Raw genomic sequence first — 26,140 nt, 5'->3', positions numbered from 1 at the left:
CCGGCCTCTGTTTTTTTATGGATGGGTAACATAGCACAATGGGACGACTGACCGAGGCGCAGATCGCGCAGTTTAAGACCGACGGGGTTCTAGTGGCGGAGGGCGTGCTCGACGAGGCCGACCTAGCACCGGTGATCGAGGGCTACACGCGCTGGATCGACACGAAGGCACGGGAGCTCGGGCTCACGGACCTGCACGAGGGCCTGCCCTTCGACAAGCGCTTTGCCTGGCTCTATGTCCAGAACCGGGCGATTGAGCAGGGGATGGACGTGATGAACACGCGCCTCCCGGAGTTCTTTGATTTCCTGCGCTGCCAGAACCTCCTCGACGCCGTGCAGCAGCTCCTCGGAACCCCTGAGCTGATCGCCAGCCCGATCCAGCACATCCGCGGCAAGGTCACCGACCAGAGCGGGGGGAGCTACTTCAATGTCCCGTGGCACCAAGACGCCGCCGTGACGTGGGAGGAGGCTGACCACAGCGAGATTGTCACCTGCTGGATTCCCTTGGTGGACGCGACCGTCAGGAACGGCTGTATGGAGATCCTCCCGGGTGTCTGGAAGCAGGGCCTTCTTCCCCACACGAGCGGTCCCGGCGGCGCGACCATCCGCCCCGATGCCCTCCCCGACACGCCACCGATTATCGGTGCGGTCAAGAAAGGGGGAGTCATCTTCATGCACCGCTGCACCCCGCACCACTCCACCCCCAACCTCACCGACACCGTCCGCTGGAGCCTCGACCTGCGCTTCCAGCCCACCGGCACCCCCACCGGGCGCCCCTGGTTGCCGTCGTTCGTGGTGCGAAGCCAGGCCGACCCTGCCAGCGTCGAGACCGACTACGCCGCCTGGGACACCGCCTGGGCCGAAGCGCTCGCCAAGCCCGCCCCGCAGAAGTCCGCGCACCGGACAATGTGATCCCGCCCGTTGGAGGGGCGGGACTGGAGAGCGCTCCGCGCTGCGAAGGCCGTTCCGGCCATAACCGCGCCAACGCGGTTTCGGTATGCCCGGCACGGGCTTTGCAGCGGAGCCTGCGACGCTCTCCAGCCCCCCCGCTCCAACCGGGGGGGAAAAGATCGGGTACCCTAATGCCCATGCACACGTTCACGTTTGTCACCCCCGGTAAGGTCGTCTGCGGCGCGGGTGCCGCCACCGATGGTCGGCTCGCGCAGGAGGCCGCGCTACTAGGGGCAAAGCCGCTGCTGGTCTGTGGCAAGAGCCTGCAAGCGTCGGGGATGCTGGAGAAGATTCTGGCGACCCTTCCCGGCGCGAAGGTTCACCTTGGTGTCCCTCCCGAGCCGAGCCTCACCGACTGCGCCGACGCCCAGCAAGCCGCGCTCGGGTGCGACTCGATAGTTGCCATTGGTGGGGGAAGCGTCCTCGATGTCGCCAAGGCCGCCGCCCTCCCGGGGAGCATCTACGACTACTTCGACGGCAAGCTCACGGTTCCCGACGAAAGGGGCCAGGCCCTCCCGATCCTCGCGGCCCCGACCACAGCAGGCACTGGCTCTGAGGCGACCTGGGTGGGGGTCTTCACCGACAAGCGCGGTGCGAGCCCCAAAAAGGCAAGTATTCGCGGCGGGGCGATGCTCCCTAAGACGGTCGTCCTAGATGCCGCACTGAGTGTCTCCTGCCCACCGCACGTCACCGCGTACTCTGGCATGGACGCGTTTGTGCAAGCCGTGGAGGCCTATGTCAGCCGCGGTGCCAACCCCTTCACCGATCCGCTCGCCCTGCAAGCCGCCTTTGATATCGCCGAGTGGTTGCCGTCGGCGTTTCGCGACGGCGAGAGCCTGGAGGCCCGTGAGCGGATGCTGATCGCAAGCTATCAGGCGGGGATGGCGCTCAACACCGCACGTCTCGGGCTGGTACACGGCATCGCCCATCCGGTCGGGGCGCGCACCGGTGCCGCCCACGGCCTCCTCTGCGCCCTGCTCCTACCCGCCGTGATCCGCTTCAACACCGGCGCCGACCTCGACCGCTACAGCGATCTCGCCATCGGAATCGGAGCGCCCCGCGAAGACCTCGCCGCCCTCGCAGAAACCTGGCTCGATGACTTCAGCATCCCGCGCAAGCTCTCCGACCTTGGCCTCCAGCGCGCCGACCTAGATGCCGTAATCGCCGAGACACTGGTCAGCGGCTCCACAAAAGCCAATCCTCGCACCGTCCACGAGAGCGACGTACGAGAAGTTCTAGAGGCGTGTTGGTAGAGATGTCGTCACAGGAGCGTAAATGAAGCGTACGGCTCGGCTCGCGATTTCCGCCGTAAGCGTTGGCTTTCTCGTAGCACTTGCGACCGCTTTGGCTCTGTCTACCCAGCTTCGCCTTCAGCGGACGGAGAACTTTTTGGTTCGCCTTGATCCCCTTGGCCAAGAAGTCTATGAGAGTGAACCTACTCCCAGTCAAGGTGCGATTGTATTCTTTGGAGACTCCCGCGCGCAGATGTGGGTACTGCCACGTATCCAAGGGCGAGCATGTGTGACGCGGGGTGTGGGACGACAGACAACGGCACAGGCGCTCGGACGGCTGGAGGGAGATGTGCTTAGATGGAAGCCCTCGTGTGTCGTGCTGGAGTGTGGTATCAACGATTTGCGCGCCTTGCCACTCCTACCCGAGCGCCGAGTGCGCCTCAAAGAGGACTGCGTGGCAAACCTTGCCAAGATGGTGGAGACACTACGAAAACACAATATTCCTGTGGTTCTCTGCACGATTTTCCCCGTACAAACCCCTAAGCCCTGGCAGGAGCCGTTCTGGTCGGACGGTATTGCGGGGCTGGTTCGGGAAACGAATACGGAGCTTAGGAAGCTTGGCCGCGAGGGAGTCCAGATACTTGAGACGGAGCCTGTTCTTGCAGCAGCCGACGGAAAAATCCGGGCGGAGCTCGCTACGGACCATCTTCACCTGAGTCCTGCGGGGTACGAAAGGCTCAATGAGAGACTGGTGCTGCTACTCAAGTCACCGTAAACTGCCCGTGTAATGAAACTACTTCTCACTTCCGCGGGCATCAAAAATGCGAGTATCCGGAACGCGCTGGTGGACCTGCTGGGCAAACCCATTTCAGAATCGAACGCCCTCTGCATCCCCACCGCGATGTACGGCCATCCTTGGGTCGGTCCCGGCGACAAGGTGTGGTCCTTCATCAGCGGACGCGAACCCCGCACCCCGATGTGCGAGCTCGGTTGGAAGTCCCTGGGGGTTCTGGAGCTCACGGCACTGCCGAGTATCGACGAAGCGCTCTGGGTGCCCAAGGTTCGTGAGACCGATGTCCTGCTCGTGGCGGGGGGCGATGCCCTGTACTTGTGCCACTGGATGCGACAGTCGGGTCTGCTCCATCTCTTACCCTCGTTAAACAACACCGTCTGGGTGGGACTGAGCGCGGGGAGCATGGCCATGACCCCACGTATCGGGGAGGACTTTGTTGGTTGGAAGCCACCCGTTTCGAGCGACAGTACAGGCGGCACGATCGATGCGGCACTGGGTCTGGTAGACTTTTCGATCTTTCCCCACTTGGACCACGCGGAGCTCCCCACCAATACAATGGCGAATGCCGAGCGCTGGGCCGCCGGAATATCGGTGCCGTGCTACACCATCGACGACGAGACCGCGATAAAAGTGAGCAATGGTACCGTTGAAGTTGTCTCCGAGGGACACTGGCGGCACTTTCCCACCTAGAGGAAGATCAAGAACATGATTCCCGATAACTACGACGCATTCGATGCCACAGAAGCGGTACATGTGGCCAATCTACGTGCCTTTGTGGCGCGCGTCACCGCACCCGCGTCGCGTTCAACGCAGGAAGGGCACCTGACGGGCTCAGCGTTCTTGGTGAACCCCGACGGCACCGAGGCGTGGCTGATCTGGCACGAGAAGCTCCAGCGCTGGTTGCAACCGGGAGGGCATTTGGAGCCGGAGGACGCGTCGCCGTGGCATGGGGCGTTGCGGGAGCTCTGTGAGGAGACGGGGCTGACCGAGGGGGAGGTCCTCAGCGATGGTGCGCTCTTCGATGTGGATGTCCATCTCATTCCCGCGCGCGGCGCGGAGCCCGATCACTTTCACTACGACCTGCGCTACCGCTTCATCTTGCGCGAGGGCGCGGCCCCGACCACGGGGCGCTGGATTCCTCTCACGGAGCTGGCGGCCTTCGACGAAGAATCGCTCAGCCGGCTAGCACGGAAAGCGCTTGCTGGATAACCCCGCGTGCCAGCAGAATACGGGTGTGGCCGACGCGCGGAACCTCAACGAGCTGTGCGCCGGGCCAGTGCGCGGCGATGGTCTCTGCCTCGGCAAACGGGACACTCTCATCGGCGCGGTCGTGGAAGAGGGTGAGGGGCGGTGGTGACGAGACCCGCGCCAGCGCCGTGAGCAGCGAGAGGTCCGTGGAGAACTCAGCCTGAAAGTAGGCGACAAGCCCGTCCGCCTCCGAGTCGGTTAGCCCGTGCCGTAGCCCGTGGTTCTTGAGACCATCGCTCACATAGCAGATCGGGGCGAGGAAGATCGCCTGCGTGACCGGAACGCCGGCGGCGAGTGCGAGGGTGGTCGCAATCGCCCCCAGGGAGTGCCCGATTATTCCGTGTACTGGCTTGCCCTGCCACTCGATCAGGGCCTTCAGAGTGGCGGCATTGGCGGGGGCGCTGGCCAGAGTTCCCTCCGAGGCACCGTGCGCTGGGGCATCGTAGCTCAGAACATGGTAGCCCGCCTGGGTCAGCGGCTTGATCCAGCCCGCAAACTGCGCCGCACACCCACCCCAGCCATGCGCCAGAACGAGAGTAGGGCCATCGCCGGGCCACTCGTAGCAAGCGACGGTTTTATGGGCACCAAGGACCTCGGGGTAGCGCTCCGCCGGAAAACCCTCAAGAGGAACCGCCCCGAGCGTCAGAGTGAACTCCCGAGGAGCGATGGGGAAGCTAGGCGCGGGGAACGTCGGGGGAACCAGCCAGAGGCGAACGAGCTCAGAAAAGGTCACAGGCAATTGTACCCTGTCGGCTGGGACAAGATGCCCGGACAACGAGTGTCCGGGCTTGAAAGGGCTACGGCTACCTTCGTAGCCAAGAGAATCTACTGCGTCCGAAGGGACGCGTCGCCCTTTTAAGCCGGAACCCTTGTGGTTACGGCCTACTCCATCCCGTTGTTCTTCAGCCGGGCGAGCTCCTGTGTTGCCTCCGGGTCATTGGGGTGCGCACTGAGGAGACGCTCCCACTCCAAGATCGCGCGGGCGGGCTTCTGGTGCGTCGCGCACCAGTGGGCAAACTGCCGGCGTGCTTGCTCGTCGCCACGGGCCTGCATCACCTTACCCACCGCGACATTGTAGTCCGTCCGCTCCCGTTCGGCTTGCTCCTCCTCGGCGATCAGGCGGCGGCCGCGCTCGATCTCTCCCGTGCGGAGAAGGAGCGCCCCGAGCTGTCCGCGAAGCTTTGCGTAGGTGGGCTTGAGCCGGTAGCTCTCCTCCCAGGCCTGCCGCGCCTTTGCGGTCTCCCCAAGGTCGCGCCAGGCACGGCCCCGCTCAAAGGGAAGCGATGCATCACCGGGCGCGAGCTTTTGGGCGGTCTCCAGTACCTCGGTTGCCTTCTTGCGATATTCTGAGGCTTTCGACGATTGAGCGTTTGCGGCATCGAGCAGGGTGCGTGCTTGCTGCGCCAGGATCTGAGTCTCCCCGGGGTGCTCGGCGACCAAGCGGTCCAGCGACTCCAGTGCTTGGTCGTAGCGGCCTTGGCGTGCCTGGTTGTCTGCCAGGAGAGCGGCGGTGTTCCAGCGCTCAGGCGCGGCGGCGAGTGCTTTCTTCAGCAGGGGCTCGGCGAGGGCGAACTTGCTCTCCTGGTCCTGGTAGAACGCCTCGGCAAGGTAGGGCTCGGGATCGTTGGGGGCGGCGGCCTGTGCTTTGTGGATATGCTCCATCGCCGCCTCCCGCTCCCCGAGGCTGAGCTCAAGGTAGGCCATACGGACCAGAGTCGCGGGGTCATTGGGAGTGAGGAGGAGCGCACTACTCAGCAAGGCATAGGCACGGTCGACCTGCCCGACCTGTCGGTAGAGGTCGCCGAGTGGGCTGGTTATTCCCGGAATGCGGTGCGAGTCCTCTTCAAGGGCGTGCAGGAGCGGGAGGGCATGCGTGCTATCACCTGTCTTGACCAAGGCGAGGGCAGCCTCCATGCGGCTCGCGGGATCGGTTGGCAGGTGCGTGCGTGCCTCGCTAGTCTTCTGGCTCGCCTGGCTCAGCTCCCGCAAGCGCTTCTCCTGAAAGGCTGTCTTCTGGCGCTCTGCTTCCAGAGATTTCCACTGGCGGAGCTGCCAGGGAAGGCTGGCGAGCCCACCCACCAGCAGGACTCCCAACAAGACAAAGAGGTTCTTTTGGCGCTTCATAGCCTTATTGTGTCATATCCTTGAGGCGCTGTGCCGTGAGGGTCTTTACTTGCTGGGTCGCCTCTGGGTCAGTGGGCTTGCGCTGGAGGAGCTGCTCCCACTCAAAGAGCGCTCGGTTGATCAGGCGGTGCTCCTGGCAGTACCGAGCAAAGGCGCGGCGCTTCTCGCTATCGTCGGGGGCTTGCCCCACCCCGAGCGCAAGCTGCTGATAGCGATCCGACTGTCTTTTCTGCGCGGCATCGTCGGTGAGGAGCTTCTGGGCACGCTCCCGCTGGCCCTGGCGGAGCAAGGCTTGGGCAAAGACATAGCGTGTGTTGAGGTAGCCGGGGGCGAGCGCATGGGCCTTCTCCAGCGCCTCAAGCGCTCCGGTTTGGTCCCCCATCGCTTGGCGAAGCTTGCTCAGGTGAAACCAGCTCGGCCCGGACTGGGCGAGCTTGAGAATGGCCTGCTCCGCGGCGGGGCGTGCCTCTTGCCGCAGTGCTGCTGCCTGCGCGCCCTGACCGGATTTTTCGAGGGCGGTTGCCTGCTCGGCGAGGGTGATCGCGCGCTGAAAGACAAGCATCTGCTTGTCGGGCGCGACCTTGCGGGCGGTGTCGATCGCCTGAAGCGCGAGGTCGAACTTTCCTTCCTGCACCAGGATCTGGCTGTAGACAATGGCGAGCTGCCACGTGGCGGGGTCGGCGTCGCAGGCGGCCTTCAGGCAGCGCTCTGCGTCGGGCCACTTGGCCTCGTGCTGAAAGTAGAGGCCATAGGCGAGCTGGGCATCCGAGGAGTGGGGGGCAAGGCGCACGGCTTCGCGCAGGTGCTTTTCTGCTTGGTCGAAGTAACCCAGGTACTGCTCCACGCGGCCAAGCCGCACAAAGCCGGGGGAGTACTGCGGGTCAAGACGGGTTGCTTGGAGGGCCAGGGTGTAGAGCTTGTCGGTGAAGTCAAGCTCCTCGTAGAGCCCGGCAAGCTGCTCACTCAAGACGGCAGAGTTCTTGGCATCACTCTCAAGGGCCAAAAGGGCAGTCAGCGCCGACGCGTCTTGGGCGCGCAGGCGGCTGGCGGCATCGCTCAGCTTCTCCGTGAGGGCTGGGCTCAGCGGTAGAGGTGTTGGGGTTGGGAGCGGTGTGGTGGAAGGGAGGGGGGAGCTCCCAAGAGAGGCAGAGGGTGCTGGCGTCAGCCGGCACCCAAGACAGAGGAGACCTAGGACAAGAGCCGCACAGCGCATCTAACGCGGTGCGCCCCCTTGCGAGCCGTACGGTGCCCCCATTCCCATCCCTGGTTGCATGGGACGGCCCATCGCTCCACCGCCGCCTGGGCGGGCGCGGTTGGCGTAGGTATTCTGCATCTCGTTTTGCGAAGGCCCCTTAATCTGAGCATTGGGGTTCTCCGTCGCGGCTTTGTTACATCCCGCAAGGAGGAGAACACCGAGCCCAACAAGGACAGCAACAGACTTAGACATGGCGTGACCTGAGCCAGCAGGGGAGGGCTCCCCTGCTGGCCTTTCCTCTCGTTGGTTTAGTTGTTGACGATACCGTAGAGCTGGATGGTACAGCGTGCGGTCTGGGTGTACTTCACGTGGCCATCGGCAAAGCCAATGTTGTTGCCCTGTGCGGAGTGCTGTGCACACTTGTCCCAGGCCGGGTCAAACGGTCCCTGCCAGACCGCGTTGTTTCCCCAGTAGGTGGAGATACAGGCATCGGCCTTGGGGTAGGCAGTACGCATCAGGCGCCATCGGCTCCAGTTGGCCGGCTGGCCCGCGGCGGTCCAGCCAGGGTGCGTCGGGTTGTTGGCGATCTGAACCCACTGGTCCCAGCCCTCCCAGCCCGAGAGTGTCGTCACCATATCCCCAAGAATATAGGTATCGGCGGGCCGGCCAATGCTGGCCAGTGACGGATAGCTATACGTGAGGGGCTCACTTGCACCGTAGGAGATGGGGGCACCCTTCTGGGTGATGGGATCCCAGAGCTCCCTGGGGAAGCCCTTGACCGTGGCCATGTTGAACCAGCCAGAGTAGTTGGTCTTCACGCCCGCCTGACGTGCATCGCTGGGACAGGAATAGACACCGGCACTCTTCACGTAGGGGAAGATCGCGTTGTGCCAAAGACCACCACCGTTGTTGACACAGGTCGGGTCTGAACCGGCAGAGTAGCAGCGATCCCACTGCCAGCCCGGAAAGTTCTCATCGTAGTCCTGTGCATACATGACCATGCCCAGTGTCAGCTGCTTCATATTCGAGAGACAGGCCGTCTGTCGAGCTTTCTCCCGGGCCTGGGCAAAGACAGGGAAAAGGATTGCGGCAAGGATGGCAATGATCGCGATGACAACAAGCAACTCGATCAGTGTAAAACCACGCAGTACTTTCTGCATAACTTTCATAAACCTAAGTACCTCCTCAGGATCGCCTCCCGAAAAGGGAAGACACCGCGATCTTACATACTTATAGACATAATGTCAAGAGGTAATTTTTCTCTCGGAAACATTGTTTTTCAAGCGGGAAAATTAAACGTATTTAAGTAAATAACCTTGTGTCTCACGCCTTCAGAGACCGTGGGGTATAATTCCCCGTGCCCGTACCCGCTCTGGATAAAATTCACCTCGATGCTGCCTTAAATGGGCTCGATACCACCCCGCGGCTGGTGGCGGTGGAGACGACTCAAGATAGCGCGACCTTACTCTCGCGAGATCGCGACGGAGTGGTGCACCAAGAGACGGTTCCGTTTATCCCGTGGCTGATCCAGCGCGACGAGCGCTTTTTGCCACAGGGGGAAGAGGTGCTTCTCGAGGGCGAGGGCTACAGCCGGCTCGTGCGCTTCCCGAGCTGGCGTGCCTACCTGGATGCGCGGCAGATCCTGCGCGACGAGCGCCGGGACTTTCTCCAGTATGGCTCGCCGCAGAAACAGTTCTTGCTCGGGACGGGGCGGACGCTCTTCAAGGGCATGGCCTTCACCGAGGTGCGCCGGATGCAGGTGGATATCGAGACCACCACGTTTACCCCAAACGAGCCCGACGCCCGCATCTTCCTGATCGCCTGCTCGGATAATGTGGGCAACGAGGAGCTGCTCTTTGGCGAGGAGCGAGATATGCTCTGGGCGCTCAATCACTTAGTCGCGGAGTGGGACCCAGATATTATCGAGGGCCACAATATCTACGGCTTCGATCTCCCCTGGATTCGGGCGCGGGCAAAGGCGCTGCATATCGCGCTCCCGTGGGGCCGCGACCAGTCCGAGATCGGGGTGGGCAACGAGCGCAACTGTGCGATGGGAGCCAACACGCGCCCCTTTATTCCGCACTTTATCTGGGGACGCCACGTGCTGGACACGCTCTTCCAGACCCAGCGCTTCGATGTGGCCCGCGGGGAGATCAGCTCCTACAACCTCAAGGAGTGCGCCCGCACCTACCATATCGCCGAGCCCGACCGGGTCTACATCCCCCACGATGAGATCGCGTCGCTCTGGCGCACGGACCCGGAGCGGGTGAAGGCCTACACGCTCGGAGATGTGCGCGAGACCCGGCGCCTCGCGGAGATCGTCACGCCCACAGAGTTCTACTCCACCCAGATGGTGCCCGATGTCTTTCAGTCCGTGGCGGTGACCGGGAGCGGAGAGAAGATCAACTCGGTCTTTGTGCGGGCGTACCTGCAAGCGGGCCACGCGATCCCACGCCAGCAGCCCAGCCAGCCCTACGGCGGCGGCTACACCGAGATGCGCCTCGCGGGCCTGCTCCGCGGGATCGTCAAGGCGGATGTCGAGAGCCTCTACCCGAGCATCATGCTCAACTACAATGTCAGTAGTAGCTCGGACACCCTCGGGCTCTTTCTGCCACTTCTGAAGGAGCTGACGCGCCGCCGCCTGATGGCAAAGCGCAAGGCCAAGGACTACGAGGCCGCCCAAAACCAGATTGCATCGGCGTACTGGGATGGCCTCCAGGGCTCCTACAAGCTGCTCATCAACTCGTTCTACGGCTACCTGGGTGCCCCGTTCTACTTCAACGACTACACCGCCGCCGCAAGAGTGACCGAGATCGGGCAGGTGATTGTCAAGCAGATCGCCGAGGAGCTGGAAAACCGCGGCGCGACCGTGATCGAGATCGACACGGATGGGGTCTACTTCCAGGCACCCGACGGCATCACGGGCCTGGCGGCGGAAGAGGCGTTTATCGGCGAGATCGGCGCGACCCTGCCGGAGGGAATCCGCCTCGCCTTCGATGGCCGCTACCAGGTGATGCTCTCGCTCAAGGCCAAGAACTACGTGCTGGTGAGCTATGAGGGCAAGAAGACCTTCAAGGGCTCCAGCCTTCGCTCGCGCGCCGATGAGAAGTTCGGGAAAAAGTTCCTCTACGAAGCCGTGGACTACCTCCTCAACGACGACCGTGCGGGGCTCTCGGCGCGCTACAAAGAGCTCTTGGATGCCATCGAGAACCGGACTCTTGGGATCGAGGAGATCTCCCGCCGCGAGCGGGTGACCGACAAGACCTTCACCAGCGATGCCAAGAAGCGCAACGCCGAGGCGATGGCCGGCCTGACGGTCGGGGACTACGCGATTATCTACCAGCGCGAGGGCGATAAGGCGCTGGTCTCGGCAGAGAACTACAACCACGACGAAGACATCGAATACTACCAGACCAAGCTCTACAAGTTCGCCCTCCGCCTGGAAGCCGCGATTGGGGAGGACTTCGAGAAGCTCTGCCCCAAGCCCCTCACCGGCGCAAAACGCAAGGCCGCCGAAGATGCCAAGCACCAGATGAGCCTCTTCGAGCTCTAGGACACCCTCAGCGCCGCGGGCGCACGTGAACCGTGGCCGCGGTTGCGTTGAGCGGGACGTGGTGTGGGGAGGCAGCGACTAAGAGCGCAAGGGCTTCATCCTTCCGAATCGGCTCCGCCCGGGTGTGCCAGCCGTGGTTGGCGCGCCTGCAGAGAAAACCTCCTACGGGGCCATGCGTGACAGTGACAAAGGCGCCGGGGTCGGTGGGGGAGGGATAGGTAGGGTCGTAGAACGTGAGGCTGTGGTCGGGAGGGAGCTCGTCGACGAGGCGCCGTAGCGACAGCTCCGAGATTCCCGCCGCGAGCCAGAACGCATTTTCTGTCCGAGGAAGCAGGCCGGGGATAGGGTGCGGGTAGGTGGTCGGCGTGGGAACATCATACTCGGGCAAGTCAATGTCGGGCATCGAGCGGATTTTGTCGAGCCCTAGCGTCTCGAAGGCATCGTGGCCCGGAACGCTGATCACGCCGAGGCGCACTAGTGCGGCATTGATGCTGTCCTCCCCCTCGGGCGTGACCCTCCTCTCGCCCTGAAAGACAAAGGCGGCCTGGCTACCGATTCCGCCGAAGTAGTCTGTGGCAAGAATGGCAAATAGCGGCTCGGGTTGCTGCGTGATGGTCTGCATCAGGGTGATGAGAACCTGGTCGCGGGGATAGGGCGGCGCGATCGAGTCTGGGATCGGGAGCTCGCCTGAAATCCCTAAGATCCGGCTCCAGTACTCCGCGAGGCGCCACTCGCAGAAGAAGAGGGTGAGGTCAAAGGGGAGGGAGCGCGACGGCATCCCGAGCTGCGCGGCTCGAACCGGCTCGTAGGGCCCCTTGAGAAGGAGGCCGCTGATGCTGTGTCCCACTATGTGCCAGCCTTCCAGCGCCGGATAGGGAGATTTGGAAAGAACTTTCGCACCGCAAAGACCGCCGTGCCGTGAACAAAGATACGGTGCATCGTCGGGGTGACGACGGGCTCCGGTATGGGATTGTAGGAGTGGGCGAGCCCCTGGCGCTCCAGCCATGCGACAAACTCCCGTGCTTCATCGGGGTCGGAGAAGGTTCCTACTAAGTGATCGTGGCGGATGTGCTGCATCTTCTCCCAGAGATACGCGCAGGCGGCGTCTTCACTCTCCGAGCGAAACTCAGGATCGCTCACGCTACCGCGCTCGGTGTAGAAAACCCACCACTCGTCGCCGAACTTCTCCAGCGCAAAGGTATCGTCGTTGCGGCACCCAATACTGTAGTTCGACTCGGAGCACCCCGCCTCATCTAATCGTTTTTTTAGTGACTCGCAGTCCACTTTTCCACCTCCTGAGGGAGCCGTGCGACAAGGGAACTGTAGAGCGCCTCCGGGACTTCGTGCGAATGTCCTCTCGGTAGGTGCAGGCGAAGCTGCCCTCCCGAAAGATACTCCAGCCGGCTCCCATCTGCCACGGTGTACCCCTCACGGCTCTCGGCACGCTGTTGGGCCAGCGCAAAGTCCCGCTGGTCGAGGATCAGCCGGACAGCGTGGCGCACGTCGTAGGTGAATTGGTGGTTGAAGCTGTAGTTCGAGAGCTCGTAGGGATCGGGGACGGGGAGGAGAGTCACATCGGGCAGGGGGGCCAGTGCAAGCCCTCGAACCCGCTCTGCATCCTCGATGCGACCGTCGAGCAGGAGGCGTGCGCTTAGGGTGGCCAGGTAGTCCTCCTCTGGAAAATGGAACTGGCGAACCTTGCCGCGTGGCCCCGTTTTATCGGTCCACTGCATCCGCCAGAACTGCATCTTTCCCCGGTGGGCGTCGTCGCGGCAGTGTGCAATCCCCGCGTACTCCTGGCTATAGCCCCCACGTGCCAGGGCCACCTGTACTACATCGTCCAGGTTCCGCCAGCCGTCGATGTGCGCCAGCGAGAGCCGGTAGGTCCACTTGTGCGGGTGAATCGTGACATTGCTACGCGGTGTAAACCAAAGCTCGACCATTGTGGCGTCATTGTAGGCAGGGGGACGCCGGCCGCCAAGTATGATTTTTCACGCTAGAATACAGCCATGGACGAGCCGCTGGAAACCGCGTGGGCAGAGTGGGAGAGCTTTTGTGTTGCAATGATTGAGCAAATCAAGTCGTCGAGTGCCTCGGGCTTGCCGCCAGCTCCTCCCGAAAACGCTGGCCTTCGCGCCGCGCTAGCCAGTTTAGACCACACTCAGCTTGTGGCCTTTCTCGACGATCCTCGCCTCGCGGAGACACACCCCGAACCGGGAGCCGACAGCCTTGCGGCGACCCGCATGGCGTTTTTGCTCTGTTTCTTACCCCCGCATGCCGCATCGGTTCTTGCTCCACGCTACGACGACCCCTGGCTCGCGAAGACCAACCTGCCGCCGCGCGCGTCGATGGGGCTGTTTTTCACGCTACGCTGGAAGGCGTTCTTGGTCGCGAATCTCCGCCGCGAGGGCGCTCTAATCGTCCTGCAAGCCCACCGATTCCAGGTGGCACACTTCGTCCACCGCTTCGGCGACGAGGCTACGAAGGCTCTCTTGATGACGCACGACTCACCGGCCCTGACCCGTGAGCTAGCGCGTATCCAGCGGCGCTTCCCCGCCCGGCCCACGCCATGAACCAGATGGAAAGGCAACCTCAGGAACCGCAAGTTGCACTTGTGCGGGAGCTTCGTGAGCGTCTCGCGGACTCAAATCTTCCCCCGGTGCGCCTCACCGACGGCATGGAGCTTGAGCCTGCTCTGGCGGCCTGCGCAGTGCTATTGGAAAATCCCAAGCGCGTTCGCTGGTGGACCAAAGAACGTGTGACGGTCGTGTTAGTCGTGTTAGTGGTAGCTATTTTGATCGGTGTCCCGTGGATTATTCTCTCAGGACCATTGCAAACGTCGGATTTCTTTCTGGTACTGTTTGCGGGCATTTGGCTGGTAAGTATTGGGAAACACCAGGAGCAGATACGGGAGCGGGAGGAGCGCATGCAGAGAAATCTGGTGTTGGGACTGACCACCCTGGTGTCGCAGGTCAAGGAGACGCGCCTCGTTCCCTTGGTGCTCGATGTCGCGCGGCAGGTTCCACGGGGGACGCTTACGGAGGTGCACGCTGCGTGGGACAGGGCGGAGGAGACGTTTCTTGCGCGGCTCCTTCCCCGCCTGACCACGACTGAGGCACAGGCACTGAGCGTCGAGAACCGGGCCTACCTCAACCAGCGGCTCCTGCGCGATATCTCCGAGGAGGCGACCGTTGCGATCTTGCTCACCCTCGCTAGTGCCGGGGAGTCTGGAAGCGGCGCTGTGGCTCGGATTCACTTAGAGTCGCCCTCGCCCCAGGTCCGAGAGGCGGCGCGAGAGTACCTCCAGCGCGGGGGAACGATTTAGTCTTGTTTAGCCGTATAATAGAGTAGGAAAAAACCATGAAAGCCAATACAACCCGTAGTATCCTCTTGGGGGCCGTTCTGACAATCGCGCTCTCGTTTGTCCCGTATGCCGGTTTCCTGACCTACCCTGCGCGTCTCTTTGTGACCTTTATCCATGAAGGCGGTCATGCGCTGGCGGCGCTCCTCACTGGGGGGCTGCCCACGGCGCTGGGAGTCTCACCGGATGGCTCTGGGGTTACCCTGACCCGTGGCGGCGTCGGGGCGGTGATCAATGCGGCGGGCTATCTTGGGGCGACCCTCTTTGGTGCCCTGATCCTCGCTGGTCTCCGCCGTGGCATCGCGCCCAAGCGGCTCTTGACGGTTATGGGAGCCTGTGTCGCGCTGACCCTTCCCTTGGCGGTTTTTGGGCTGGCGAGCGCTCCTGGTGCCTGGTTTGCCCTGGTGACCGGTGTGCCGATCGCTGGAGCGCTCCTGCTAGCGGCGAAGAAGCTCGCTCGGCCTAACCAGGAGCTGCTGGTCGGGTTTCTGGGGGTGCAGTGCGTCCTCAACGCCTTCTACGACCTCAAGACGCTCTTCCTGCTCTCCGCCCAGACCAATGTCCACACCGATGCCATGAACATGCAGCAGGCGACCTGGATTCCTGCGATTGTCTGGGCGAGCCTCTGGATGGTCAGTGCGGTCGTGATCCTGATCGGGCTGGTGATTCGCCCCATGCTCCGCGATCTTAAGACCGTCTGAGCCGGGTGCTACTTCGGCACTGGCGCTCCAAGCCGCTTCAGCGCATCGACCGCAGGGTCGGTGCGCTGTCGTTTTATTGAGGCGGTGTAGGCAGCGATGGCCTCTGCCTTCTTGCCCTGCGCCTCCTGAAGCCGCCCGAGCAGAAACGGGGCCTCCGGGTCACGCGTATCGAGCTCACCGGCCTTCTCAAACGCGGCCACAGACTCCGAATAGCGCTTGGCTGCGTCTAGGGACTGACCCCGACGCTTCCAGGCGAGGTTGCTCTTGGGATAGACCTCAAGGGACTTCTGGGTAAAGGCAAGGTAGCGCTCGGGCAGCTTCAGCTCTTGGCACAGCTCATCCAGAGCGCGGCAGAGCAGGATATTGGGCTGTCCTGCCTCGCTCAAGGCGACCTTCTCAAAGAAATCGACTGCGAGCTCGGGGCGTTTTTGCTCCTTGCGCATCCGGATCAGCTGGGTGCGCGCCTCGACAGAGCTCGTGCGTATCGCGATGAGCTCCTCAAGCTCCTGGATTGCCTGGTCGACCTTCCCGGTCCGCTCGTGCAGGCCAATGAGCGCCAGGTTGTAGCGCAGGTCGTTGGTGGGCGCACGGGCGATCAGGGTCTTGTAGGTCTCCTCGGCTTCACTTGGCTTCCCCGCACGCTCCAGGGCCTCCGCGAGCCGCAAACGAAAGGCGTCGTTGGTGGGCTCCTCGGTCGTGAGATGCCGCAGCTCACTGGCCTCCTCGGCGAAGCGGTTCTTCCGGCGGTAGAACTCGGGGAGCGCTTGGCGGTAGAGATCGCGGTTGGGGTCGCCCTGGCGTAGGGTGAGAGAGCGCAGCATCCGCAACGCGTCGTCGTCGCGGCCCTGGTTGGAGTAGAGCAGCCCCAGCTCATAGCGTGCCTGGTTGTTCTTGGGATCGGCCTTGACCCAGCGCTCCCGAGCCGCCAGCGCCTCCGTCTTATTCTCCTGCGCATCGTAGACACCGATGAGACCGGCGTGCGCGTCTGCGTTGGCGGGCTGCTTTGCGAGCACGGCGTTGTAGGCAAGGAGCGCTTTCTCGTACTGCTTCCGCCGCGTGGCCAGGCCCGCCTGTGCAAGCTGGGTCTCCAGGTCCTGTGGGTCGCGCTGCCGGGCCTCCTCCAGCGTCTTCTCGGCTTCGTCGGGCTGGCCATCCTGCTCAAAGAGGCGTGCAAGGTCCTTGAGAGTCTTGGTGTCCTTAGGATTGCGCTTGGCGATCGTCCTGAGCTCGACCGCCGCCTCAGAGCGCCTGCCGGCGGCCTGGAGCGTCGCCGCCAGCCGGTGTCGCAGCGTGTCGTCGTCGGGCTGTGCAGCTAGCTGTTCCTTGAGCAGGGGCAGGGCTTTCTCCCACTCGGACTGCACCAGATACGACTCTGCCAGCCCCTGCTTGGCACGGATATTCTTGGGATCGAGCTTGAGGGCACCCTCAAAGACCTTTGCAGCCCGCTGCCCCAGCTCCTTGGAGCTGCCCTGTGAGAGCACCATGTAGCCCAGGGTCGCGGCATAGTCCGGGTTCTTGGGCTCTCGGCCGACAGCGGCCTCGGCCTCTTTCAGCCCCAGTGCCACCCGGTCGCCGGGGGTGCGCCGCGTGTCGCGGAGATAGGCTAGCGCGAGGCTATGGCGCACCATCGCGGCGTTGGGGAAGCGCTCCCGGAGCTTCTCCAGAAGCATGAGCGCCTCGGAGTGCTCCCCGGCTTGGTCGGCGGAGACCGCCGCATTGTAGCCCGCCTGGAGGTTCTTGGGATTGAGCGTGAAGGCGCGGGAGTAGCTATCGCGCGCCTCTAGAAACAGCTTCTTGTCTTTCCGCTCGGTCGCCAGCCGCCCCGCCAGATCCGCGCGCATCAGAAACGCATTGGCTTCCTTGGGAAAGCGCTTGGTCATGGTCCGAAGGGTGACTAGGGCATCCGTGGGCAGCTTTGCCTGGACCTGAATCGTGGCGAGCGCCCCCAGCGGCGCGGGGTCTTTAGGCTGGAGCTCGGCCCAGGTCTTGAGGTAGGGGACGGCGTCGGCGAAGCGTTTCTGGGAGACCAGAGCCCCACCGAGTGTCCGCAGGGCATCCAGGCTCTTGGGCGCGACCGCTAGCGCCTCTTTGGCCGAGACAATGGCCTCGTCGGTGCGGCCCGCGTTCCACTCCAAGCTCGCTAAGGTCGCTTTGTAGAGGCCCTCCTTGGGCTCCAGTCGAACTGCCTTCTGCGCGGTCGCAATGGCTTCGTCGTGGCGTTTTTGTTGTCCCAAGAGAAGTGCCAGGTTCATCCAGCCCACGGTGGCCTTGGGGTCCTGCTCCAGCATCTGGCGGTAGAGCTTCTCTGCCTGCGCGAGCTTTCCCTGACGCGTGGCTTGAATGGCCTGGTTGAAGAGCACACTGGCTTTTTGCTGGGCTGTGGGCGGGGGCGGCGACGAAGACGTAGGTTTCTGCATAGCTAAAAAATCGGACGGTAGGTTAGTGCGCGAGGTTCCGTGGCGTAAAGGCATGGGGCAGAAGCGCACCCACAGTTGTCTCTAGCACGAGCGTCCCGGTCTCGTCCACGCAGGCGACCGGGCAGCTAGGGTCGGCGAACTCGGCGAGGACCTGACGGCACGCGCCGCAGGGCGAGCCCCCGTTCCGGGTGGCGACCACGACCGCCATGACGGTTCTCGCTCCCGCGGCAATGGCGGAAAACACGGCGGTGCGCTCGGCGCAGTTGCACAGGCCGTAGCTCGCATTCTCCACATTGCACCCGGAGAACACGCCCGCATCGGTGGCAATCGCGGCCCCAACGAAGTAGTTGGAGTAGGGCGCATAGGCACGCAGGCGGGCGGCGAGCGCAAGCGGGATAAGTGAGTCGGTCATCGCCGATATTCTACCGTGTGTACCCGAGGGAGCCCAAGGAACGAGTCCTTGGGCTTGAGAGGGCGACGGGCACCTTCGTGCCCAACAGATTCCGTTGGCTGCGAAGGCCGGGTACCCGCTTGCGGGTGGATCGCCCTCTCAAGCCCGGACACTCGTTGTCCGGAACTTCTACGTTATCCGGGAACCCCACAAGTACGGTACACTGCTGACTTGGTATGGCGACTTTGTTATCGGCGCAGGGAATCGAGGCTCGGAGTGGGGGGCGGACGCTCTTTACGGGGCTCACGTTTGGCATTGAGGACGGCGAGCGGCTTGGGCTGATTGGCCCGAATGGCGCGGGGAAGTCCACGCTCCTCAAGGCACTGGCGGGGAGTGGGCAGCTGAGCGGGGGGACGATCTCCACGCGGCGGGGGCTCCAGATCGGCTACGTGGCGCAAGACGAGCTGTTCGAGGGAGAGCAGACAGTCGAGCAGGCACTCTTGGCTGGGCTGGCGGGCATGAACCAGGACGAGACCGAGAAGATGATCTCAGTCGAGATCGCGCTGGCGCAAGGCGGCTTCCCGGATCGCAACCAGAAGGCGGCACTACTCTCCGGGGGCTGGAAAAAGCGCCTCGCAATCGTCCAGCAGCTCCTGCGCGAGCCCGATGTCTTGTTTCTCGATGAGCCGACTAACCACCTGGACCTCAAGGGGGTCGAGTGGCTCGAAGGGATTCTGGAGAGTCCGGCGTTTGCCTTTGTGGTCATCACCCACGACCGGTACTTCCTTGAAAACACCACCACCAAGCTCATGGACCTGAACTCTGCCTACGCCGAGGGGTTTCTGGCGGTCAAGGGCGGCTACTCGGACTTTCTGGAGGCAAAGTCGGCCTACATGATCGCACTGGGGCGAAAGCAGGACGCGCTGGAGTCCACGGCAAAGGTGGAGCTGGCGTGGCTGCGGCGTGGCGCACGGGCGCGCTCGACCAAGGCCAAGGGACGCATCGAGGACGCCGGCGAGGTCTTTGCGGAGCTGGACTCGGTCAAGCGGCGCAATGCGGAGAAGCTGGCGATGGAGAGCGGGTTCTCCGCATCGGGGCGCCAGACCAAGGAGCTCCTGGTCGGCAAGAACCTCTCCAAGACCCTAGGCGGCCGCGAGCTCTTTGCGGGGCTGGACTTGGTCCTGACCCCCGGCCTCAAGCTGGGGCTGGTGGGAGAGAACGGGAGCGGTAAGACAACCCTCTTGCGGCTCCTGATGGGGACGCTGGAGCCGGACACGGGGACCATCAAGCGGGCAGCTAGCCTCCGGACGATTTTCTTCTCCCAGAACCGTGCCGAGCTCGACCCCAACCTCACGCTGCGGGAGTCGCTCTCGCCGGCGTCGGACGTGATCAACTACCGCGAGAGCACGATCCATGTGACGGGCTGGGCGAAAAAGTTCGGCTTCCGCGAGGACCAGCTTGGCTCCAAGGTCGCGCTGCTCTCCGGCGGCGAGCAGGCACGCCTCGCGATCGCCAAGCTCATGCTCCAGCCCGCCGATCTCCTGATTCTCGACGAGCCCACCAACGACCTGGACCTCGCCTCGCTCGGCTCCCTGGAAGAGGGGATGGAGAGTTTCCCCGGTGCCCTGATCCTGGTCAGCCACGACCGGTTCGTGCTGGATAAGGTCTGCAACCAGGTCCTGGTCTTGGGTGAGGGTGCCCCCAACTTCTACGCCGACTACACCCAGTACACCGAGAGCCGCGCCGCTGCCCTGGCACCGCCTCCCAAAGAGAAAGCCCCGAAAGCGGTCGCCGCGCCTGTCGCTCCCACGGCTCCTAAGGCTGCTCTCACCGCCAGCGAGCGCCGGGAGCTCTCCAAGATCGAGGAGACCATCTTCGCCGCGGAGGAGAAAGTCGCCGAGATCGAGGCCAAGATGCTCCTCCCCGAGATCGCCACCAACGCCGCCGAGCTCCAGCGTCTCTGGGGCGAAGAGCTGCCCAAAGCCAAGGCCAATGTCGAGCGCCTCTACGCCCGCTGGGAAGAGCTAGAAGCAAAACAAGCCTAGGCTTCGTCTTTCCAGCATCTCTTCCCGTCAAAGGGGATGACCTGGATACGATCCTGAAAGTCGCCGCTCCACACAACGGTCAGGCCCGCCCGCTCTAGCTCGTCACAAATACTCCGACCAAGGGCGATACCCTCCGCATCGCCATCGCTCTGAATCGGGCCGATGGGACAGTAGGTCAGTCCAAGGCCTGCTCCCTCAATTGCTCGGGTGGTGTCTTGCCCGTGATAGAAACAGTAGCCGCTTATTTCCGCTTGCTCGGGTTCTGTAAGGCGACCAAAAGCGGCATCACAGAGCTCGAATCCATCTTCTTGGCAGTCTCCTGCATCGTGAAGTGCAATCATGTGCCTTGCTCTCAAGGCAGCAAATGCTCGGTCTAGGCGATCACAGTCGGTGTCCACGTGCCGAGTCCTTACGGGGTCAGAGCGGCAAATAAGTCCACCACCGTGCCATCGGGGTCGCAGAGCTGGGCATAGCGCTGGCCCCAGAAGGCGTCCCAGGGGTCTTTGTGGCTCCAGTAGCCGCTGGCGACCGCGTGGGCGTGGAGGGCATTGACCTCCGCCGGAGACGCGCACTCAAACGCCAGCCCGATGCGGCTTCCGGTGGGGCGGGTCCACTCGGGATCAAAAGAGAGGACTAGTGCCTCGGTGTCCCACATAAGACGCACGCCGCTGGAGAGGGTTGTCTCCACGTGGTCCTCGCCCGCCTCAGGCTCCGGGATCTCGATGCCAAGGAGGCGATAGAAGGCGAGCGCCTTGCTCATGTCCGAAACGACGATACCAATTGCGTTGAGTGTTGCCATAATGAACACTTGTTCGCTACGTAATTGGTGGTTTCCTTCTCGGGACTGTGCTGAGCTGGATTAATTTTTGGGGCTCGGGTTTTCCACAGCCCTTGCAGCCGGGGCAGTTGCCGCCCTCGCCAAACTTCAGGCGCTGGTAGGCGCGGCGCAGGAGATAGGCGGTTGCTCCCGCGACCAAGACATAGACCGTGAGCTCTTGCATGGCTAGTACCCGAGGGCCTTTCCAATCGAGTGAACCAGAAACGTCACAAACCACGCCAAAAAAGTCATGTAGGCGAGCTGAAAGAGCGGCCACTTCCAGGAGTTGGTCTCGCGCTTCACGACCGCCAGCGTGCTGATGCACTGCATCGCCAGCACATAGAACACCATCAGGCAGACCGCCACGAGCGGCGTGTAGGCCGGCGAGCCATCGGGGAGCTTCTCGGCACCCAGGCGGTCTTTAAGTGCCGTTGTCTGCTGCTCTTCATCGTCGCTCTCGGCCTGGTAGAGGATCGCCATGGTCGAGACAAAGACCTCACGGGCCGCAAACGACGCCACCACCCCGATTCCCATCTTCCAGTCGAAGCCCAGCGGCGCGATCACCGGCTCGATCGCATGGCCCAGCTGCCCGGCGTAGGAGCGCTCCATCGCGGTGCCCTTGGGGGTCTCGGCGGGAGCCTTGGGGTAGCTCGCCAAGAACCACAGCAGGGTCGAGAGGGCCAGAATCACGGTCCCGGCGCGCTGCAAGAACTGCCACGCGGTCTCCCAGAGCCGGAAGCCCAGGGTCCGCCAGATCGGCTTGCGGTAGGGGGGCAGCTCCAGCAAGAACGACGGTGGCTCGCTCTTGAGGAGAGTTCGGTTGAAGAGCGCGGCCATCAAGAACGTGGCGAGCGTGCCAAGGGCGTACATCGAGAAGAGTGTCGCACCTTGGACCGTCAGCAGGGCAAACTCATGCCCGCCGACATGGAAGCCCACCAGTGTCGTTCGGGGGATAAAGGCCGCGATCAGCAGCGAGTAGACCGGCAGGCGCGCCGAGCAGCTCATCAGGGGCGCGACAAGGATGGTCAGCAAGCGCGCCTTGTGGGACTCGATAGTGCGCGTGGCCAGAATCCCGGGAATCGCGCAGGCATAGCTGGAGAGCAGCGGGATAAACGACTTCCCGTGCAGCCCGACCCGGCTCATCAGGCGGTCCATCAGAAAGGCGGCGCGCGCCAGGTAGCCCGTGTCCTCCAGGAGCGCGATAAAGAGAAAGAGTAGGAGAATCTGCGGCAGGAACGTGATGGTCGTCCCAACTCCGCTCAGGACCCCCTCGGTGAGCAGGTCGCGGAGCGCGCCCGCCGGCATCACCTTTTGAATCCCACCGGAGAGCGCCGCGATCCCCGACTCCAGCCAGCCCTTGGGAACCTCCGCCCAGGTGAACATGGCTTGGAAGAGAATGCTCAGGATGCCCAGAAAGATCACATAGCCCCAGAACTTATGCAGAAAGAGACGGTCAAGACGCTCGGTCTTGGTGGTCGGGGGGGTCTCGGCGCGGCGTATGACGATCTGTGCGATCCGGTTGATCTCGCCGTAGCGTGCCTCCGCGATCGCGGTGGTGGTGTCGTGGCCCTCGCGGGTGAGGCGCTCGTGGTCGCCGTGCAGGTGCGCCAGGATCTCCGGGCTCCAGCGGGTGGTCTTGGGCGCGACCGGGGTTCCCAGCAGGAGCACGGCCTCAGAGAAGGCGGTCTCGGGGGAGAGCTGGTGCTGGCTGGTGAGGAGCGCGGCAAGCTCCTCTGCCTCCTCCTCCACCGTGACCGGGAGCTGCCAGCGGCGGCGCGGCGGAACCGGAGGCGGGGAGACGAGGGCGTTTTTGAGCTCACTGAGCCCGGCGCGGCTGGCGGCGTGGAGGGGAATGACCGGTAGCCCTAGCTCGCGGGAGAGCGCCTCGGCATCGACCTCGACTCCGCGCCGCGCCGCCGTGTCGCCCATGGTCAGCACGACAATCAGGGGCAGGCCAAGGTCCGCCAGCTGGCTGGTGAGGTAGAGGTTGCGCTCCAGGTTCGACGCATCCACCACATTGACAATCGCCTCAGGCTGCGGGGTATCGTCGCGGTAGCCCAGCAGGATATCCCGTGCGATCTGCTCGTCGGGCGACTGGGGAGTCAGGGAGTAGAGGCCGGGCAGGTCGATCAGGGTGACGGAGCTGCCATCGGGGAGGGGAACGGTGCCCTCTTTGCGCTCGACCGTGATCCCCGGGTAGTTGCCCACCTTCTGCCGAAGACCGGTCAGGGCATTAAAGAGAGTTGTCTTGCCGCTGTTGGGGTTGCCCACCAGCGCGATCCGTCTGTTCACGAGGGGGTATCAGTGGTATCCACCCCGACCCGGATGCCTTCGGCTTCTTCACGGCGCAGGGAGAGACGATACGAGCGGAGCTCGATCTCGATGGGGCCACCAAACGCGGCCTTGCGTGCGACCTTGACCTCGGCACCGCTGGTGAAGCCCAGCTCCATCAGGCGGCACCGGTTGGGGCCACTGACACTCAGGACGCGACCGCTGCGCCCCTGTTGGAGGCAGCAGAGGCTGCACACTTCTTCGGTTGCCGGACAGGCTGTTTCAATAATTTTCTCTTCTTGCATGCGTCAAACGCCTCAGAGACCGATACAATGTATCAGATACAATCGTGCGGAGCAATACCGCCGACCAAAAAAGTCGCCGATATTTTCTATCGGAGACGGACGACTTTTTTTCGTTGTTGTGTGCAACCTATGTGCCGCTCGCGTGTCGGAGGAAGTACGTCACCTCGATACGGAGGGGAAGATGGATGCGATTCAGGTGTTAAGAAGTGGGAAAGCACAGACTCTGGCTCCGGCGGTAGCTGCGGGAGTGGGCGGGACGACGCTGCGTGCGCCGGACCCCGATGCGGCCCTGGTGCGGCGGGTTGTTGCCGGAGAGGTTGCGGCGTTTGAGGTGCTCTTTCGGAAGTACCAGACACCGATCTTTAACATGATCACGCGCATGGTCCGTGGGGAAGAGGCCTACGATATCACCCAGGAGGTCTTCTTGCGGGCGTTCAAGTCCCTCAAGAGCTTCCGGGGAGACTCGAAGTTCTCGACCTGGCTCTACACCATTGCGCGGCACACGTGTCTGAACCACTTGCGGCATAAAAACGTCCTGCATGAGGGCTCTCTCGAAGAGGCTCAGGACGACCACCCGGGCAATGAACCAATCGACGAGACCATGAATGTCAGCCGTATCTCCGAGGTGCGCGAGCTCCAGCGAGTGGTTGATGAAGTACTGGCGACCTTGCCTGCCGAGGCTCGGATGCTCCTGATCCTGAGAGATTTTGAACAGCTTAGCTACGATGAAATCTCGCAGGTGACGCAACTTTCGATCGTGAATGTGAAGTCTAAGATACATCGAGCGCGACAGGCTTTTAAGAAGCGCTTTCAGCCGCATCTCGCACTACTTGACGGGGGGATCGGACGATGAATCAAAGAGATCTAAACAAGAGCAGGGATATGATGAACAGCAAGCAACGTGAAATCGAAACGCTGCCCGACTACCTAGACGGGACTCTCTCACCGGAGAAGCTGGGAGAGTTTGAGCGACTTTTACAGAGCGACACCGCCCTGGCCAAGGAGACACAGGAGCTCGGTGCGCTCCTGCAGATTCTCCACCAGCTTCCCGCTCGGGAGCCCGTGATCGATGTCTGGCCGGAGCTGGAGCCCAAGCTGGTGCAGTTCCAGCTTGAGGAGAGAATGGGTGTGTTTGCGAGGTGGCGCTTTCGTGGTGCCCGGTTTCTCTCGAACTTCGCGTCAGGGGCGATCCTCTTCACGCAGGCCGTGGCGCTAAACACGGAGAACCAAATGCGCAAGTATGTCATGCCGGACTCCCTGGCCTCAGGAGGGGAGGGCTAGGTGGGCAATGTCGCGTGGTGGTCCCAGGCCGAGGCATTTATCGCCCAGCCTTGGGTCACGATCTTGCTCCTCGTGGCAGCGTGTCTGCTCCTCTTCCACGACCTGCTCACGCCTCTGACCTGGGGGGTGACCGGGACACTGGGCGTGATCTTCTTTGCGCTCGTCCTTCTTGCCCACGCAGTCAGCGGGGTGGGGGTCGCGGTCTTGATTGGTGGGGTGGCCCTGCTCTTGATCGAGACGCACCTGCTGCCAGGTCGTGGAATCGCGGCTCTGTTGGGCTTTGGGCTGGTCTTTGGCGGTATGTATCTCTCCCTGACCGGCGGTGCGCAGCACTACAGCTCGGGTTTTGCTCTTGCTGCGGCAGCGGCTGTGACCATTTTTTCGGTCGTGACCTTCTTTGCCTATCTTCCCAAGTCGCCGGTCTGGAAGCAGCTCGGCCGTGAGCTTGTCGCACAGGCGGCTGGCACCGAGACCTTCAGCGAGCTACCGTCGCACTGGATCGGCAAGCGCGGCCAAGTGGTCACCGCGCTCCGCCCCGTGGGGGTTGTGGTGATCGAAGGCCGCCAGCTCACCGTGGTCACCGAGGGCGAGTTCTTAGAGCCGGGGATCGAAGTCGAGATCACCGAGATCGCAGGCGATAGGATCGTCGTCGATCCCATTGTCGCCTTGGTCGCCTAGAACCAGCCCTTCATCTCCTCCAACAACGGGTAGGAGGTCATGTCCAAGTGAAGCGGCGTCACGGCGATATAGCCCTCCGCCGTCACCGCGCTATCCGTGCCCGCGGGCGCGGGCTCTTCGCTGGGAAGGCCCCCAAGCCAGTAGTAGGCCCCGCCCCGGGGATCAAGTCGCTTCTCCATCCGGTCTTTGTAGCGTCGCTCGCTCTTGCTGGCGATCTTGACGCCCTTGATCTGGTCTTCGGGCAGGTCGGGGACATTGACATTGAGCAGCGAGTTCCGCGGCAGCCCGTGCGCGACCACCTTGGGAACGAGCTCACGTGCGATAAACCGGGCAGCGGTGTCGTAGTGCAGGTCCGGGCCAAAGCTGGTTGTCGAGACCGCGATGGCCGGAAATCCCAAGATCACCGCCTCCATCGCCGCCGCCACCGTCCCTGAGTAGATCACATCCCAGCCAAGATTCGGCCCGTGGTTGATCCCCGAGATCACCAGATCCACTCCGGTCTCCGCACAGATCGCATCGAGGCCAAGGAGCGCACAGTCCGCGGGCGTCCCCGAGACCGCCCAGCCCAGCGAGCCATCGGGGAGGCGGGTCTCGACGGCGCGGAGGGGCTTGTGGAGCGTGATCGCATGGCTGGCTGCGGAGCGGGGGCGGTCTGGCGCACAGACTGTCACGTGATACCCTTCGGCATCGAGCGCTTTCTTCAGCGCGAGAATACCAGGGGCAAGGATGCCATCGTCGTTGGAGAGAAGAATACGCAAAGACATAACGGGCAAGTGTA

29 protein-coding genes are annotated in these 26,140 nt (G+C 63.0%); 13 read left to right on the top strand and 16 right to left on the bottom strand.

Going from position 1 to position 26,140, the window contains the following annotated elements:
• The first annotated feature begins 38 nt into the window (after nucleotides 1-38).
• The 5 genes from HNQ39_RS20215 to HNQ39_RS20195 all read left to right on the top strand — a co-directional run bounded on the left by HNQ39_RS20215 (nucleotide 39) and on the right by HNQ39_RS20195 (nucleotide 4,184).
• Nucleotides 39-911, top strand: coding sequence for a phytanoyl-CoA dioxygenase family protein (locus HNQ39_RS20215; protein ID WP_184200987.1), 873 nt, complete (start codon nucleotides 39-41; stop codon nucleotides 909-911).
• Between the two features lie 176 nt (nucleotides 912-1,087).
• Nucleotides 1,088-2,203 carry an iron-containing alcohol dehydrogenase family protein gene (locus tag HNQ39_RS20210; RefSeq protein ID WP_184200984.1) on the top strand — a complete coding sequence of 372 codons (1,116 nt, stop codon included), beginning with the start codon at nucleotides 1,088-1,090 and terminating at the stop codon, nucleotides 2,201-2,203.
• 22 nt (nucleotides 2,204-2,225) lie between these two features.
• Nucleotides 2,226-2,957 carry an SGNH/GDSL hydrolase family protein gene (locus tag HNQ39_RS20205; RefSeq protein ID WP_343075979.1) on the top strand — a complete coding sequence of 244 codons (732 nt, stop codon included), beginning with the start codon at nucleotides 2,226-2,228 and terminating at the stop codon, nucleotides 2,955-2,957.
• Between the two features lie 12 nt (nucleotides 2,958-2,969).
• Complete coding sequence (locus tag HNQ39_RS20200) at nucleotides 2,970-3,665, top strand: Type 1 glutamine amidotransferase-like domain-containing protein (RefSeq protein WP_184200978.1); 696 nt, start codon at nucleotides 2,970-2,972, stop codon at nucleotides 3,663-3,665.
• A gap of 15 nt (nucleotides 3,666-3,680) precedes the next feature.
• Entirely contained in the window at nucleotides 3,681-4,184 is a 504-nt protein-coding gene (locus tag HNQ39_RS20195; RefSeq protein WP_184200975.1) for an NUDIX hydrolase, read from the top strand.
• Here the strand turns inward: HNQ39_RS20195 and HNQ39_RS20190 are convergent.
• From HNQ39_RS20190 to HNQ39_RS20170, 5 genes are all read right to left on the bottom strand, one after another.
• Nucleotides 4,150-4,956 carry an alpha/beta fold hydrolase gene (locus tag HNQ39_RS20190; RefSeq protein ID WP_184200972.1) on the bottom strand — a complete coding sequence of 269 codons (807 nt, stop codon included), beginning with the start codon at nucleotides 4,954-4,956 and terminating at the stop codon, nucleotides 4,150-4,152. The genes HNQ39_RS20195 and HNQ39_RS20190 overlap by 35 nt on opposite strands.
• A 149-nt stretch (nucleotides 4,957-5,105) precedes the next feature.
• Nucleotides 5,106-6,347, bottom strand: a complete 1,242-nt coding sequence (locus HNQ39_RS20185; protein WP_184200968.1) for a tetratricopeptide repeat protein — start codon at nucleotides 6,345-6,347, stop codon at nucleotides 5,106-5,108.
• Between the two features lie 4 nt (nucleotides 6,348-6,351).
• The gene (locus HNQ39_RS20180) at nucleotides 6,352-7,560 is read right to left on the bottom strand and encodes a tetratricopeptide repeat protein (protein WP_184200965.1); all 1,209 of its coding nucleotides are present in this window, start codon (nucleotides 7,558-7,560) and stop codon (nucleotides 6,352-6,354) included.
• Complete coding sequence (locus tag HNQ39_RS20175; protein ID WP_184200962.1) at nucleotides 7,561-7,794, bottom strand: hypothetical protein; 234 nt, start codon at nucleotides 7,792-7,794, stop codon at nucleotides 7,561-7,563.
• Nucleotides 7,795-7,850: 56 nt separating this feature from the next.
• Nucleotides 7,851-8,711 carry a DUF1559 family PulG-like putative transporter gene (locus HNQ39_RS20170; RefSeq protein WP_184200959.1) on the bottom strand — a complete coding sequence of 287 codons (861 nt, stop codon included), beginning with the start codon at nucleotides 8,709-8,711 and terminating at the stop codon, nucleotides 7,851-7,853.
• A 188-nt stretch (nucleotides 8,712-8,899) separates the two neighbouring features.
• Here HNQ39_RS20170 and HNQ39_RS20165 point away from each other — a divergent pair, with 188 nt between their 5' ends.
• Nucleotides 8,900-11,095 carry a DNA polymerase domain-containing protein gene (locus HNQ39_RS20165; RefSeq protein ID WP_184200956.1) on the top strand — a complete coding sequence of 732 codons (2,196 nt, stop codon included), beginning with the start codon at nucleotides 8,900-8,902 and terminating at the stop codon, nucleotides 11,093-11,095.
• Nucleotides 11,096-11,102: 7 nt separating this feature from the next.
• On the opposite strand, the gene HNQ39_RS20160 is transcribed toward HNQ39_RS20165, so the two are convergent.
• Genes HNQ39_RS20160 through HNQ39_RS20150 form a run of 3 tightly spaced genes read right to left on the bottom strand, consistent with a single transcriptional unit; the run spans nucleotide 11,103 to nucleotide 13,038 of the window.
• On the bottom strand, nucleotides 11,103-11,942 hold the full coding sequence (locus HNQ39_RS20160; RefSeq protein ID WP_184200953.1) for a hypothetical protein: 840 nt from the start codon (nucleotides 11,940-11,942) through the stop codon (nucleotides 11,103-11,105).
• Entirely contained in the window at nucleotides 11,942-12,379 is a 438-nt protein-coding gene (locus HNQ39_RS20155) for an SPOR domain-containing protein (RefSeq protein ID WP_184200950.1), read from the bottom strand. The genes HNQ39_RS20160 and HNQ39_RS20155 overlap by 1 nt, the downstream gene beginning before the upstream one ends.
• The gene (locus HNQ39_RS20150; RefSeq protein WP_184200947.1) at nucleotides 12,361-13,038 is read right to left on the bottom strand and encodes a hypothetical protein; all 678 of its coding nucleotides are present in this window, start codon (nucleotides 13,036-13,038) and stop codon (nucleotides 12,361-12,363) included. Before HNQ39_RS20150 ends, HNQ39_RS20155 begins: the two co-directional genes overlap by 19 nt.
• A gap of 66 nt (nucleotides 13,039-13,104) precedes the next feature.
• On the opposite strand from HNQ39_RS20150, the gene HNQ39_RS20145 reads away from it, so the two are divergent.
• The 3 genes from HNQ39_RS20145 (at nucleotide 13,105) to HNQ39_RS20135 (ending at nucleotide 15,157) form a co-directional block, all read left to right on the top strand.
• Complete coding sequence (locus tag HNQ39_RS20145; RefSeq protein WP_184200944.1) at nucleotides 13,105-13,668, top strand: hypothetical protein; 564 nt, start codon at nucleotides 13,105-13,107, stop codon at nucleotides 13,666-13,668.
• Between the two features lie 353 nt (nucleotides 13,669-14,021).
• Complete coding sequence (locus HNQ39_RS20140) at nucleotides 14,022-14,420, top strand: hypothetical protein (RefSeq protein ID WP_184200941.1); 399 nt, start codon at nucleotides 14,022-14,024, stop codon at nucleotides 14,418-14,420.
• A gap of 35 nt (nucleotides 14,421-14,455) precedes the next feature.
• Entirely contained in the window at nucleotides 14,456-15,157 is a 702-nt protein-coding gene (locus HNQ39_RS20135) for a M50 family metallopeptidase (protein ID WP_184200938.1), read from the top strand.
• Nucleotides 15,158-15,165: 8 nt separating this feature from the next.
• Here the strand turns inward: HNQ39_RS20135 and HNQ39_RS20130 are convergent, their stop codons facing one another.
• Entirely contained in the window at nucleotides 15,166-17,574 is a 2,409-nt protein-coding gene (locus HNQ39_RS20130) for a tetratricopeptide repeat protein (RefSeq protein ID WP_184200935.1), read from the bottom strand.
• 22 nt (nucleotides 17,575-17,596) lie between these two features.
• Nucleotides 17,597-17,986 carry a cytidine deaminase gene (cdd, locus tag HNQ39_RS20125; RefSeq protein ID WP_184200931.1) on the bottom strand — a complete coding sequence of 130 codons (390 nt, stop codon included), beginning with the start codon at nucleotides 17,984-17,986 and terminating at the stop codon, nucleotides 17,597-17,599.
• Nucleotides 17,987-18,201: 215 nt separating this feature from the next.
• Between cdd and HNQ39_RS20120 the strand changes: the two genes are divergently transcribed.
• Nucleotides 18,202-20,010, top strand: a complete 1,809-nt coding sequence (locus HNQ39_RS20120; protein ID WP_184200928.1) for an ABC-F family ATP-binding cassette domain-containing protein — start codon at nucleotides 18,202-18,204, stop codon at nucleotides 20,008-20,010.
• Here the strand turns inward: HNQ39_RS20120 and HNQ39_RS20115 are convergent.
• From HNQ39_RS20115 to HNQ39_RS20095, 5 genes are read right to left on the bottom strand one after another with little or no spacing between them, the layout of a single operon-like run.
• On the bottom strand, nucleotides 20,007-20,408 hold the full coding sequence (locus HNQ39_RS20115; protein WP_425503581.1) for a DUF6891 domain-containing protein: 402 nt from the start codon (nucleotides 20,406-20,408) through the stop codon (nucleotides 20,007-20,009). The genes HNQ39_RS20120 and HNQ39_RS20115 overlap by 4 nt on opposite strands.
• 11 nt (nucleotides 20,409-20,419) lie before the next feature.
• Nucleotides 20,420-20,809 carry a VOC family protein gene (locus HNQ39_RS20110; protein ID WP_184200922.1) on the bottom strand — a complete coding sequence of 130 codons (390 nt, stop codon included), beginning with the start codon at nucleotides 20,807-20,809 and terminating at the stop codon, nucleotides 20,420-20,422.
• Nucleotides 20,810-20,825: 16 nt separating this feature from the next.
• A complete protein-coding gene (locus HNQ39_RS20105; protein WP_184200919.1) occupies nucleotides 20,826-21,011 on the bottom strand; it encodes a FeoB-associated Cys-rich membrane protein in 186 nt (61 codons plus the stop codon).
• 2 nt (nucleotides 21,012-21,013) lie between these two features.
• Nucleotides 21,014-23,119 (bottom strand): ferrous iron transport protein B, encoded by a 2,106-nt coding sequence (gene feoB / locus HNQ39_RS20100; RefSeq protein ID WP_184200916.1) that lies wholly within the window; start codon nucleotides 23,117-23,119, stop codon nucleotides 21,014-21,016.
• A complete protein-coding gene (locus HNQ39_RS20095) occupies nucleotides 23,116-23,403 on the bottom strand; it encodes a FeoA family protein (protein WP_184200913.1) in 288 nt (95 codons plus the stop codon). Before HNQ39_RS20095 ends, feoB begins: the two co-directional genes overlap by 4 nt.
• Nucleotides 23,404-23,584: 181 nt before the next feature.
• Here HNQ39_RS20095 and HNQ39_RS20090 point away from each other — a divergent pair, with 181 nt between their 5' ends.
• From HNQ39_RS20090 to HNQ39_RS30660, 3 genes are read left to right on the top strand one after another with little or no spacing between them, the layout of a single operon-like run.
• Nucleotides 23,585-24,256, top strand: a complete 672-nt coding sequence (locus HNQ39_RS20090) for an RNA polymerase sigma factor (protein WP_184200910.1) — start codon at nucleotides 23,585-23,587, stop codon at nucleotides 24,254-24,256.
• A gap of 32 nt (nucleotides 24,257-24,288) precedes the next feature.
• Nucleotides 24,289-24,684, top strand: coding sequence for an anti-sigma factor family protein (locus tag HNQ39_RS20085; RefSeq protein WP_184200907.1), 396 nt, complete (start codon nucleotides 24,289-24,291; stop codon nucleotides 24,682-24,684).
• Nucleotides 24,685-25,362 (top strand): NfeD family protein, encoded by a 678-nt coding sequence (locus HNQ39_RS30660; RefSeq protein WP_184200904.1) that lies wholly within the window; start codon nucleotides 24,685-24,687, stop codon nucleotides 25,360-25,362.
• On the opposite strand, the gene surE is transcribed toward HNQ39_RS30660, so the two are convergent.
• A complete protein-coding gene (gene surE, locus HNQ39_RS20075; protein WP_221290148.1) occupies nucleotides 25,359-26,126 on the bottom strand; it encodes a 5'/3'-nucleotidase SurE in 768 nt (255 codons plus the stop codon). The genes HNQ39_RS30660 and surE overlap by 4 nt on opposite strands.
• Nucleotides 26,127-26,140: the final 14 nt, after the last annotated feature.

The organism is Armatimonas rosea (assembly GCF_014202505.1).
GTDB lineage: Bacteria > Armatimonadota > Armatimonadia > Armatimonadales > Armatimonadaceae > Armatimonas > Armatimonas rosea.
This window is presented reverse-complemented; position numbering and strand designations above follow the sequence as displayed.

What these genes read in the sequence shown, in the direction of transcription:
- HNQ39_RS20210 (WP_184200984.1), top strand. Translation starts at nt 1,088, where the DNA reads ATGCACACGTTCACGTTTGTCACCCCCGGTAAGGTCGTCTGCGGCGCG.
- HNQ39_RS20200 (WP_184200978.1), top strand. Translation starts at nt 2,970, where the DNA reads ATGAAACTACTTCTCACTTCCGCGGGCATCAAAAATGCGAGTATCCGG.
- HNQ39_RS20090 (WP_184200910.1), top strand. Translation starts at nt 23,585, where the DNA reads ATGGATGCGATTCAGGTGTTAAGAAGTGGGAAAGCACAGACTCTGGCT.
- HNQ39_RS20145 (WP_184200944.1), top strand. Translation starts at nt 13,105, where the DNA reads ATGGACGAGCCGCTGGAAACCGCGTGGGCAGAGTGGGAGAGCTTTTGT.
- HNQ39_RS20130 (WP_184200935.1), bottom strand. Translation starts at nt 17,574, where the DNA reads ATGCAGAAACCTACGTCTTCGTCGCCGCCCCCGCCCACAGCCCAGCAA.
- HNQ39_RS20105 (WP_184200919.1), bottom strand. Translation starts at nt 21,011, where the DNA reads ATGCAAGAGCTCACGGTCTATGTCTTGGTCGCGGGAGCAACCGCCTAT.
- HNQ39_RS20140 (WP_184200941.1), top strand. Translation starts at nt 14,022, where the DNA reads ATGCAGAGAAATCTGGTGTTGGGACTGACCACCCTGGTGTCGCAGGTC.
- HNQ39_RS20175 (WP_184200962.1), bottom strand. Translation starts at nt 7,794, where the DNA reads ATGTCTAAGTCTGTTGCTGTCCTTGTTGGGCTCGGTGTTCTCCTCCTT.
- HNQ39_RS20185 (WP_184200968.1), bottom strand. Translation starts at nt 6,347, where the DNA reads ATGAAGCGCCAAAAGAACCTCTTTGTCTTGTTGGGAGTCCTGCTGGTG.
- HNQ39_RS20170 (WP_184200959.1), bottom strand. Translation starts at nt 8,711, where the DNA reads ATGAAAGTTATGCAGAAAGTACTGCGTGGTTTTACACTGATCGAGTTG.
- HNQ39_RS20120 (WP_184200928.1), top strand. Translation starts at nt 18,202, where the DNA reads ATGGCGACTTTGTTATCGGCGCAGGGAATCGAGGCTCGGAGTGGGGGG.
- HNQ39_RS20150 (WP_184200947.1), bottom strand. Translation starts at nt 13,038, where the DNA reads ATGGTCGAGCTTTGGTTTACACCGCGTAGCAATGTCACGATTCACCCG.
- surE (WP_221290148.1), bottom strand. Translation starts at nt 26,126, where the DNA reads ATGTCTTTGCGTATTCTTCTCTCCAACGACGATGGCATCCTTGCCCCT.
- HNQ39_RS20135 (WP_184200938.1), top strand. Translation starts at nt 14,456, where the DNA reads ATGAAAGCCAATACAACCCGTAGTATCCTCTTGGGGGCCGTTCTGACA.
- HNQ39_RS20095 (WP_184200913.1), bottom strand. Translation starts at nt 23,403, where the DNA reads ATGCAAGAAGAGAAAATTATTGAAACAGCCTGTCCGGCAACCGAAGAA.
- HNQ39_RS20085 (WP_184200907.1), top strand. Translation starts at nt 24,289, where the DNA reads ATGAACAGCAAGCAACGTGAAATCGAAACGCTGCCCGACTACCTAGAC.
- HNQ39_RS20205 (WP_343075979.1), top strand. Translation starts at nt 2,226, where the DNA reads ATGAAGCGTACGGCTCGGCTCGCGATTTCCGCCGTAAGCGTTGGCTTT.
- HNQ39_RS20195 (WP_184200975.1), top strand. Translation starts at nt 3,681, where the DNA reads ATGATTCCCGATAACTACGACGCATTCGATGCCACAGAAGCGGTACAT.
- HNQ39_RS20110 (WP_184200922.1), bottom strand. Translation starts at nt 20,809, where the DNA reads ATGGCAACACTCAACGCAATTGGTATCGTCGTTTCGGACATGAGCAAG.
- HNQ39_RS20180 (WP_184200965.1), bottom strand. Translation starts at nt 7,560, where the DNA reads ATGCGCTGTGCGGCTCTTGTCCTAGGTCTCCTCTGTCTTGGGTGCCGG.
- cdd (WP_184200931.1), bottom strand. Translation starts at nt 17,986, where the DNA reads ATGACCGACTCACTTATCCCGCTTGCGCTCGCCGCCCGCCTGCGTGCC.
- HNQ39_RS20215 (WP_184200987.1), top strand. Translation starts at nt 39, where the DNA reads ATGGGACGACTGACCGAGGCGCAGATCGCGCAGTTTAAGACCGACGGG.